General features: G+C 36.1%; 5 protein-coding genes. 1 reads left to right on the top strand and 4 read right to left on the bottom strand.

All coding sequences use genetic code 11. The features are described 5' to 3' along the window. Positions 1–554: 554 nt before the first annotated feature. From H6A27_RS10480 to H6A27_RS10465, 4 genes are all read right to left on the bottom strand, one after another. Positions 555–1,346: a hypothetical protein gene (locus H6A27_RS10480; RefSeq protein WP_204508640.1), complete on the bottom strand. Its 792-nt coding sequence runs from the start codon at positions 1,344–1,346 to the stop codon at positions 555–557. Positions 1,347–1,364: 18 nt separating this feature from the next. Beyond that, positions 1,365–2,912, bottom strand: a complete 1,548-nt coding sequence (locus H6A27_RS10475) for a RagB/SusD family nutrient uptake outer membrane protein (RefSeq protein WP_204392608.1) — start codon at positions 2,910–2,912, stop codon at positions 1,365–1,367. 22 nt (positions 2,913–2,934) lie between these two features. Beyond that, positions 2,935–5,886, bottom strand: a complete 2,952-nt coding sequence (locus H6A27_RS10470; protein ID WP_338083602.1) for a SusC/RagA family TonB-linked outer membrane protein — start codon at positions 5,884–5,886, stop codon at positions 2,935–2,937. Positions 5,887–6,292: 406 nt separating this feature from the next. Beyond that, the gene (locus tag H6A27_RS10465; protein WP_204508638.1) at positions 6,293–7,459 is read right to left on the bottom strand and encodes a site-specific integrase; all 1,167 of its coding nucleotides are present in this window, start codon (positions 7,457–7,459) and stop codon (positions 6,293–6,295) included. A gap of 310 nt (positions 7,460–7,769) precedes the next feature. Between H6A27_RS10465 and H6A27_RS10460 the strand changes: the two genes are divergently transcribed. Continuing rightward, the gene (locus H6A27_RS10460; protein WP_204508637.1) at positions 7,770–10,919 is read left to right on the top strand and encodes a SusC/RagA family TonB-linked outer membrane protein; all 3,150 of its coding nucleotides are present in this window, start codon (positions 7,770–7,772) and stop codon (positions 10,917–10,919) included. Positions 10,920–10,927: the final 8 nt, after the last annotated feature.

Here is a 10,927-nt window from a genome sequence, read left to right as displayed (position 1 = left end):
TCTCTTTGAGGGCAGTCATTAACTTCGGATAATGTTTTCTGCATTCGTTCTTTCATTAGGTATGTTTCTATTACTATCGTTTAATTATTAGGTTCAGTCCTTCACAAACCTATCGGCTCGTTTGCTACTATGACTTCTGCTGACTTCTCACGGCAAGCTTTACTCCGCTGATTTCGATTTTTTTTCTCTATTCTCATGCGTCCGTGAGATCTCCTCGGATAAGGGTATTAACTTTCCATCTTATGTCTGCTTCATCTACATTAACCGTTCCGAATAGCGATAGGGCTTTGGTTTGTTGGGCAACCTTGCCCACGGTCACATGCCTTATATGAAGTTTCTGTTCGTCAGACCAGATGTTTGCCGCCAGCTTCCTTCAGATTCCACCTCACGATGGACACCCTTGCTTTTAGCTATATGATTCCCGCTATTAGGGCTCATTGGGGACTTGCACCCGTTAGCTAATACTCATGCCGAGCGTACCCACATAAAAAAATGAGGCTAAATCTTTTTGTAATAGCCTCATTTTTTTATGAAATCCTTTGATTGTTACTTGATTATTCAGCAGGCAACTCTAATATCTCTGTAAATCCTTGATATAACAGTCCCCAACCACCATTATATTCTACAACTCCCTGCATTGGGAAACGTAAGATATTACCTTCACGCGTCATACCTGTTGCTGCAAAATACACCATTCCATAAGTTGCATTAGTATAACCTGTAGCTTGTATATCCCACGCAACAAGTTCCTGTCCATCATCGCTTAATGAAAATACGATAGGATATCCTTCAACATAACAGTCTACTAATCTATAAATATTACCTTCAGCAGCTTTTTCTATTGTCTGTGGCCAAGTTTGACCAAAAAACTCAGAAGTAAATTGCCCAGTACCAAAAGATGCCCATGTCAACTGTCTTTTAACAGTAACTTTTATACTTCCCTCTCCTGATATGGATACTTGTGATGCATCCTGAACTCCTAAAGTGATATTGTATGTAGTTGTAGCACCCAGTGAATTTAGATCAAAGTTTAATTCAATATAAGAAACATTCTCTCCTTCATCAAACTTTACAGTCGACGAACTCAGTGTGAATATGTTTTCAGCTACAGTACTTTCATCAATAGAAATTTGTACTTCTGAATTAGCATTTGTGTTTGATCTGTATATAGGAACAAGAATTTTACCTTCGTTTTCTGTTGAAACTTCTTCAGACATTGTCGTTGAAGCAAAACTTACACCTGTTCCATTTTCGTACATTGCACCTTCAGCATCTGTATTACACGAAGTGAAAGTTGCTGTACCTAATAAAAGGCTTAAACTCCAATATAATATATTTTTTTTCATTTTTATTTGTGCATTAAATTATTGTACTATCGGATTCTGATCAGCATCGGTTATGTTCTCGTTACCGTCAATTTCTGATTGAGGTAATGGAAGAATAAACAATGGAGAACCAGCTTCAGTATTCTTTGTTTGAACAGTCTCTGTATGGTTAGAGCCTTCATATTTACGGTTATAACCTAGACCGAGACGTTGCAAATCAAATATTCTACCTGCTTCACCCCACAATTCAACACGACGTTGGAATAAAATTTCATCCATCAGCGTTACTAATGCTGAGTTAGTGTTAGAATTATAAGAATTAGAATCTGTTCTACCTGCTAATCTTGTTTCAAAACCATTATCACGTAATGTACCTAGTTCTTTTATAGTGTTACGAGCTGTAGCGTATTGTTCCAAATGACATTCTGCTTCTGCCTTAATTAAGACCATTTCTTCAGCTCTCATCAGTATATAATCTCCTGTACGAGTTGTATAATCTGCCATTTTGAATTTTAACTGACAATAGCTGATTTTAGATGTTCCAGCAACCTCTTCATCTTCACTCAGTGCACCCCGGAACCATGCTAAACGTGTATCTGTAGTTGGTATAAGTTTATATAAACCTGTGCTAATGCATTGAGGTGCTTTCGATCCGTACATACCAGGGGCATCAGCGTCCATGTGCGAGAAGAAACTTGCAAATCCACTAGATTGGTCTGCTATAATTTTCATACCCCACATAACATCCGAAACGTCTACGTTATTATTTCCACCTAAATCTTCAACACTTGCCAATTGGAGTCCTGGCTTTTTAAGTGCTTCTGCTGCAGCATCGGCAGCTTTCTGATATTCATGTTGTACCAATGAAACTCTGGCCTGAAAACCTTGAGCTGCATAGTAATCTACGTGAGAAATATCTTTCTGTTCAAGATCTTTTAATAAAGTAGTAGCTTTAGTTAAATCTTCATTAATTCTGTCGTATACTTGCTGAACAGTACCACGAGGTTTTCCTTCGGAACCAGCAACTGTAGGTTCAGTATATACAGGAACACCTGGTTTATCCTCATTACCTTTATATGTCTGCTGATATAATTGTATCAAATAGAAATAGCTATATGCACGCATAGCGTATGCTTGACCTACTATTCTTTTGACTTCTGCTGGATCACCTCCCATTGTATTTTCGGAAGCAATGATATAGTTCAGATTACTGATTATAGTATAGTAGAAGTTCCAAATAGAATATGAACGACCTGAAGTATTCGAAAAATCTCCATGTACATTTAGTCTGTAATCTTCATAGAACCAGCCTTGTCCCTGGCTATACATCAAATGATCTTCTGCCATTAAGTCTGCCAGCAACTGGATTGCTGTTTGTCCACAGTTCTCTGAACCCCAGTTTGCACTCCATCCGGCAACGTATAACATTCTATATACACCGTTTATTGCCGCTTCTGCACTATTGGCATCTTCGAAAACTTGAGTTCCTGAAACTTTATCAGTTGGTTCTGTATTCAATTCATCTGCACAGGAGTTAAATGTCAATAAACCTGCAAGTGAAAAGATATATAATAAATTCTTTTTCATTTTATTTCTATAGTTTTAATCATTAAAATGTAACATCTATACCGAATGAAATAGTTCTAACAGGAACATATCCAAAGTTTGTACCACCAGTGAAGTTGTATTGTGGGTCCATACCTTTCAAATGGTTGAATAGTACCAGGTTGTCTCCGGTTGCTGTGATGCGGATATTCTCCATATTCAGTTTCTTGATCAAATTGGAAGGTAAAGAGTATCCTAATGTAATGTTCTTGATAGACAAATATGATGCATTAATCAAATTGTTATCTGTAATAATGTAGCTCTTACCTATTTCAATTCTAGGAATGTCGGTAATATCGCCTGGTTGTTTCCATGCGCGTTCAAGATGTTTACTTTTTGCCTGACCAATATAGTTACCATAAAGTAATGTATTATATACACCATCTAAGACTTTACCACCAATAGAATAAGTGCACAGAACGCTCAAATCAAAGTTCTTGTATTTAAAACTGTTAGTGAATGATCCATATAAATTAGGAATACGACTGCCCTGAATTTCTTTACATGCAGTAGCTTTTGCCTGATTGTCAGTAATATATTTTTCACCTTTTACACCATTTTCATCTGTATCCCAAGCCCAGTATAGTTGCTTACCAGTTGCTGGATCAACACCGGCTGCACTTGCTGTATAGAATGAATTTAATGTTTCACCTTCACGAATGATGTAGCTACCAGAGATGATTTCGGGTTTGTCAGCAAGCTGTAACACTTTGTTTTTAACGGTTGATCCCATTAAAGTAAGATTCCAGTTGAAATCATTTGTTCTGATTAAGTCGGCATTTAATGTAATATCCCAACCTGTATTGCGCATACTACCTATATTCTTGTTATATCCATCGAAACCTAATGATGTAGCCATAGGATATGACATTAACATATCACTAGTTTTACGGCTATACCATTCTATACCAACAGATAAACAATCAAAAAATCTACCTTCTAGGCCTACATTCAGGTTACCATTTTTTTCCCATTTCAAGTCTTTGTTTTCAAGTGATGACAATGCAACACCACTCATATTTCCATTTGGGTATCCTAAATCATAGAATGACTGCCATGCATAATATGTTCCTAGATTATCATTACCCTGAACACCATAGCTGGCCTTAACTGATAGATTGTTAATCCAAGAAACATCTTTTAAAAACTCTTCTTGCGAAATACGCCAATTTGCTCCTACAGACCAGAAGTTTCCCCAACGGTTATCCTTGTGAAATCTAGAAGAACCGTCAGTACGGAAACTCGCAGACAAATAATATTTGTCCGCATAGTCATATGCAAAACGCGACAGGACTGATTCTACAGCATAATTGTGCTGATACGAAGATGCACTAGTGATAGTAGTCGCAGCATCCAATTCATATAATCCACCAAATGGGAAGCCTGTTTTTGATGCACCTAGATACTGGTAGTTATATTTGTAGAACTCGTGACCAACCATAGCAGAAACATGATGTACTCCAAATTTTCTATCATAACTTAATAATTGGTTGAATGTATAACTCATAGTTCTTGCAACGGCCTTCTGTATTGTACCTTTTACAGAAACAGAGTTTCCATTATAAGGATTATAATAAGTCATACCTGCAGAGTTTACAATATCAAAACCATAATTTACAGAGAATTTCAATCCTTGTAACGGACCAGTTTTCAAATCGCCCAAGTCTACAAACATACGTCCACTTAAGTTGTCACTTGTTGTAGAGTATTTATCATCATATAATGTAGCAATTGTATTCCAGTCTGCATTTGCACCTGCAGGACGATTAGAGCCGTAATCAAACACAGGATTACCTAAATTATCCATAACTGTAGAACCGTTTGCATCCTTTTCAAATACAGGATAAATAGGTGCCATCAGTTGCGCTGTATACCAAACGTTTGATGAACCAGAAGAATTCTCTACAGCAGTATTACTTTCATTTCTCGAATAACTGGCATTCATTCCAGCTTTTAACCAGTTAGTAACATCTGTACTGATATTCATACGACCATTTAGACGGTTGAAGCTTGTTGTCTTCAATAAACCTTCTTCATCAAGATAACCCATAGAGAACATATATTTAGTTCTCTCGTTACCTCCATTGAATGAAACATTATATTCTTGGCGTAAAGGGCTTTTATCCATAGCTTCATCCATCCAGTCTTCTGAATATTTTAAATAAGCATCACTACGTACTTTTCCAGTAGTTGGGTCGATAAGTTCTGTAATAGAATAATTAAATGGATTATACTGTTCATTTAATCCCAAGATAGCAGTAGCACCACTTTTCATATTTTGGAGGGCCAATACAGACGCATCTGATGGAGACATACCATCATTATAAATCAAATCGTTTTTATATGATTGGTATACTGTTTCCAAATAACCAGCTTCATCCATAGTCTCATAACGTGGAATTGATCTAGAAGAAACGCCCCAATTAGCTTTCAAATTAACTTTAACTTTACCTGAGTTTCCTTTTTTGGTAGTAATCATAACGACTCCATTAGCACCACGTGAACCGTATAGAGCGCCAGCTGATGCGTCTTTCAATACAGTCATAGATTCAATATCATTAGGATTGATAGCAGAAATATTACCATCATAAGGTACACCATCTACAACGTACAATGGATTCTGTGATGAGTTTATAGAACCAAAACCACGAACAACAACTGAGACCCCTGAGCCCGGTTGTCCAGAACCCGATGTAGTTTGTACACCTGCTACCATACCATCCAATGCTTTTGTAACGTTGGCAACAGGTCTTTTTTCTATTTTATCAGCTTTGATAACCTCTGCAGAACCTGTAAAAGACTCTTTACGTGCTGTACCATAAGCTACAACCATAACTTCATCCAGCACCTCTGTATCAGAATGAAGTGATACTTTTACTACCGGTTTGATATCCACCTCCTGTGTTTTCATTCCAATGAACGAAATAACCAGAGTTCCGGCCGAACTTTTACTTATTTACAAAATATTTATATAAATAGTATATCTATTTTTCACTATGTTAGAAATACTCGTATTACACCTCTTTTTATATTGAATCCTGCATAAGACAACTAAATCTTTTGAAGCGTAAAGTATTAGAAAGAAATGTTTAGTGTTCGACAGTTATTGTACGTTTTCTTACATTCTCATACCTCGAAAAAAACGTGGGCATGTTTCAAATAAAACGTGCGCACGTTTTAGATTAAATGTGGGCACGTTCTAAGTGTACTGAACTTGGTTGTCAGTTTATGCTGTTATTCCTGGCCAAGTTTACAGGTAAAAAGGTATATACAACATTGGATACACCTATTTATATATAATAATCTAGTTCAAGACTTTTGTCGTTTCCTGTATTGTATCAAACATTGATCTAATAATATTTTCAAGCATTCTTTTCCAGATCATTCACAATACCTTGCGGAAGAATGTCAGCATAATGCTGGGTGGTACGGATGTTTTTATGTCCTAGCAATTTCTGTACAGTAGTAATATTTACACCTTTATATACAAGTAAAGTTGCATTTGTATGTCTGGCCGTATGAAATGAAATATGTGTATTAATTCCTGCCAACACTTTTATCCTCTTCAGCTCTTTATCTATACTGGAGTTTGAACTAATCTTAAAGAAAGAGCCTATATCGCAGCTATACTTCTTTAATATGGACATAGCCTTACCATTAAAAAGAAGATATAGGGGCAATCTGGTTTCGACTTCTGTTTTTACAGATTTATACATTAACCATAATTTATTATCAATATTGATTAGATTCTCTTTAGTTAACGAACAAAAGTCTGAATATCTTAGTCCCGTATAGCAGCAGAATAGAAAGGCATCTAGCGTATGTAGCATTTTCCTGTTCTTTCCACACAAAGACAAAGTTTCCAGTTTATGAAGCTCTTCAGGCAGAAGGAATGTATATTTCGACTCACCTTTTAACATTTTGTATCTTCTAAATGCGTCTTCATCGGTTTTTATTAATTTTTGGTTTATTGCTTCATTATAAAAGCTTCTTAAATGCTTGATATGTTTTATTATAGTGTTAATTTTATAATTTCTTGAAGTCAGAAACTTCTCAAATTCCATTATGTATTCATATGTTATACTTCTAAAAGACGTACCAGAGTCAAATATGTTTATAAGTTTTACAGTTGTCATAAGATTCTTTTTTGTACTATTTCTTTTTCTGCTGGTATTGATATATTCCTTGCAAAAATCTATAAATGCTCCATCATTTATATTAGTATTTTCAATATCGGTATTGATTAATTGTTCAAGTGTCAGTGGAGTATTATTTTTCCACATCTGAAGTTCTTTCCACTCTAATTTTAGTAAATGTTCTTCCAGAAACCTATTTAATAACTCATGATTAGGGTGTGAAGGCATTACTTCCTGTTTCTTGACATTCCAATACTTAGGTTTTAGAAATACATTTGTAGGCAAGTAAACTTTGTTGGAAAGTAGCTTTGCTTCTATTTCCACCATAGCCGTAGAGTTTGCATTTAGGTTATTTTCACGATTAAGAACTAGTTTAAAAAAAATTTTCGGCATAATACTTTTTGATTTATAAATGATGAATATAGTGTCATATAATCTTTCAAGGAATAAAATAAGCGATATTATTAACTATCGAATTGTAATTAAAGCCAAGATTACTATCAAAATGCTTTTTTTATGATGTAAAACATGTAACCGTTTGCTTTTTTAGAAGAAATTTGTCAATTTAAGTGTTAAAAAGCAGGGATTGACGACTTTTTGCTTGAAAAAAGAGATAAATATTCAAAATTTATTAGTACTTTTGCGGCCTGTTAGAGAGAACAAATTTTTATTAATGTAAAGTTAAACTTTAAGAGAGATTTTTATGAAAAGAAAATTGATGCTGTTAATGACCTGCCTGTTTATTGGCATAGGTCTGGTAAACGCTCAGGTCTCTAAAGTGACAGGTACTGTCACTTCTCACGAGGATGGTTTACCTGTAGTGGGCGCATCTGTATTAGTTAAAGGTACTACAGTAGGTACTGTGACTGATATTGATGGAAAATTTACTATTACTAACGTTCCAAGTTCGGCCGGAACTCTGGTAATTTCATTCATCGGAATGAAAACACAGGAAGTGGCAATTCAAAAGATTGTTAAGGTGGAATTGCATTCTGACTCGGAGCTATTGGACGAAGTGACAGTCGTTGCTTATGGTACTAAACGTAAACAAGACTTGGTCGGTTCTATCAGTAGTGTTAAGAAAGAAATTATCAGTAACTCACAAGCGACTTCTGTAACAAATGCCTTGGAAGGAACTGTTGCAGGTCTGCAAATAGTAAGTTCAACAGGTCAGCCTGGAAGCGATGCTAGTATTGTATTACGTGGTATTGGTTCTCTATCGGCAAGCAATGAAGCTTTGATTGTAGTTGACGGAGTGCCTTTTAACGGTAGATTGTCTGATATAAACCCTGCAGATATTGCTTCGATTAACGTATCAAAAGATGCAGTGTCAAACTCTTTGTATGGTTCGCGTGCTGCAGGTGGAGTAGTAATGGTTACAACTAAAAGCGGAAGTAAGGATAAGGTATCTATAAACTTTAACGGTACATGGGGTGTGACTCAGCGTGCTTATAAGGATTACAATATGGTTACTGATCCAGGAGAATTTTATCGTTTGACATGGTACGGTATTCGTAACACTCAATGGGCAAGTGGAATGTCAATTGAAGACGCAAATTTGGAAGCTAGTAAATTGTTGTTGAGCGAATTAGGAAATTACAATGCTTTCATCATTCCTGAAGGAGAATACTTGGTGACACCGGACGGAAATTTAAACACAAATGCTCGTCTTCGTTATAATGACACTTTTGCTGACGCATTATTTAATAATGCTTTCCGTCAGGAGTATAATGTATCTGCATCAGGCGGTAATGATAAGACTGATTATTATGTATCTATGGGATACTTGGATAACGATTCTTATGTATTAGGTTCTTCTTATAATCGTTTTACAGCTCGTGCAAATATTAATTCTCAACTGAAGTCTTGGTTGAAAGTAGGAACAAATGTTGGTTACTCAAAAACCACACAGAACGGAGTGCAGGAAGGGGCCGGATTAGCGTCCAATCCGTTTAGTGTAGCACGTTCTTGGGCTCCAATCTACCCGGTTCATGCTTATGATGCAGAAGGAAATATGAAATATTATGAGAACGGAGAACCTATGTACGATGCCGGAAATGGTGAAACAGACGGTACAGGGAAGCGCCCTACTGCAACCAATCAGAATGTTATAGCAAACATGAATGAAGATATCCGTGAAAATGTATATAACAATCTGACTTCACGTTCGTATATAGAAATATCTTTCCTGAAGAATTTTAAATTTACTGCAAACTACAGTTATGATTTTACCAACAACAGTTCAACTACTTATTATACACCTTTAATAGGTGATGGACAGTCTTTTGGTGGTCGTGGTACAAAAGGTAGTTATAACACAATTACTACAAACTTTAACCAGATTTTGGCTTATAGTAACGCATTTGGCAATCATCATTTGTCTGCAAAAATGGGCCATGAGGCTTATAAATATGAATTCAAATATCTGGAAGGACAGAAAACCAATTTCTTCAATCCTAATAATCCTGAACTGGTAAATGGTGGTCAGATGCAATACATCGACAGTTATACAGTTGACCATAATATAGAAGGATATTTTGTTATGGCAGACTATGACTACGATAATAAATATTATCTTTCTGCTGCTTTCCGTCGTGACGGTACATCACGTTTCTTGAATCGCTGGGGTAACTTCTGGTCAGTAGGAGGTGCTTGGCGTATCAGCAAGGAAGAGTTTATGAATGGTACAGAATCATGGCTTAACGATTTGAAAATACGTGCATCATACGGTACTCAAGGTAATGAAAACATCCTTTCAGGATATAGTTATGCCTATACTCCTTACATGGATCAATACGAAGTTACTTGGAATGGTTCTGAATTGGGATATTCACCTGTATTTTATGGTAATCCGGACTTGACTTGGGAAAAACAGAACACTTTTGACGTAGGAGCTGATTTCCGCTTGTTTGACAGAGTATATGGTTCATTCGAATATTTCTACCGTAGAACAGACGATATGTTGTTCAAACGTCCTGTAGCTTTCTCTACGGCTGGACGTCCATATAATTGGGAAAACTTAGGTGCGATGAAAAATGCAGGTATCGAATTTGATTTGAATGTTGACATCTTCAACAGACCTGACTTGAAATGGACTGTATCTGTAGTGGGTTCTCACTATAAGAATCGTATCTTGACACTGCCTGAAGAGAATCGTAAAGATGGTATTACCGATGGCTTGTTCAATTTAAGAGAAGGAAAAAGCCGTTATGAATACTATACTTACATGTATGCAGGTATGAATGAAGAAGGCAAGCCAATGTGGTATAAAGATGAGCTAAATGAAAACAATGAAGTAGTAGGTCGTACAACAACTACTACTTATGCAGATGCAACTAAATATTTCCTTGGTAAATCTGCACTGCCTGATTTTAATGGTGGTTTGAATACTACATTCTCTTACAAAGGTATTGATCTTTCTATAGCTACAGCTTTCCAGATTGGTGGTTATGCTTATGACTATTCTTACTTGGATGGCATGAGTCAATCATTCTATGTAGGACATAATAAAGATATGTGGGATACTTTCAATCCGGAAACAGGAAAAGGTAAATTACCTATCTGGAATGCAAATGATAGTGGTAATTCATTTACTCAATCATCAGATCTTAATCTGATAAAGGCAAGCTATTTCAGCATACGTAATATTACTTTGGGATATACATTGCCTAAGAACTTGATGAAAAAAATAAGTGTTGAGAAAATGAGGATTTATGTAACCGCAGATAACTTCGCACTATGGTCTAAACGTCAAGGTTTTGATCCTCGCGTTTCTATGGCTGGTGCAAGCAGCAGTTATGGTGGATATTCTCCAATGCGTGTAATTTCTGGAGGTATAAACCTTTCTTTCTAACTTAAAAA

Origin of the sequence: Bacteroides caecigallinarum, from assembly GCF_016902295.1 — a bacterium.
Lineage (GTDB): Bacteria > Bacteroidota > Bacteroidia > Bacteroidales > Bacteroidaceae > Phocaeicola > Phocaeicola caecigallinarum_A.
The sequence above is the reverse complement of the archived record's forward strand: the minus strand, read 5'-3'. Positions and strand labels throughout refer to the sequence as shown.

Coding starts and splice junctions, on each gene's coding strand:
- H6A27_RS10465 (WP_204508638.1), bottom strand. CDS start 7,459: ATGCCGAAAATTTTTTTTAAACTAGTTCTTAATCGTGAAAATAACCTA.
- H6A27_RS10460 (WP_204508637.1), top strand. CDS start 7,770: ATGAAAAGAAAATTGATGCTGTTAATGACCTGCCTGTTTATTGGCATA.
- H6A27_RS10480 (WP_204508640.1), bottom strand. CDS start 1,346: ATGAAAAAAAATATATTATATTGGAGTTTAAGCCTTTTATTAGGTACA.
- H6A27_RS10475 (WP_204392608.1), bottom strand. CDS start 2,912: ATGAAAAAGAATTTATTATATATCTTTTCACTTGCAGGTTTATTGACA.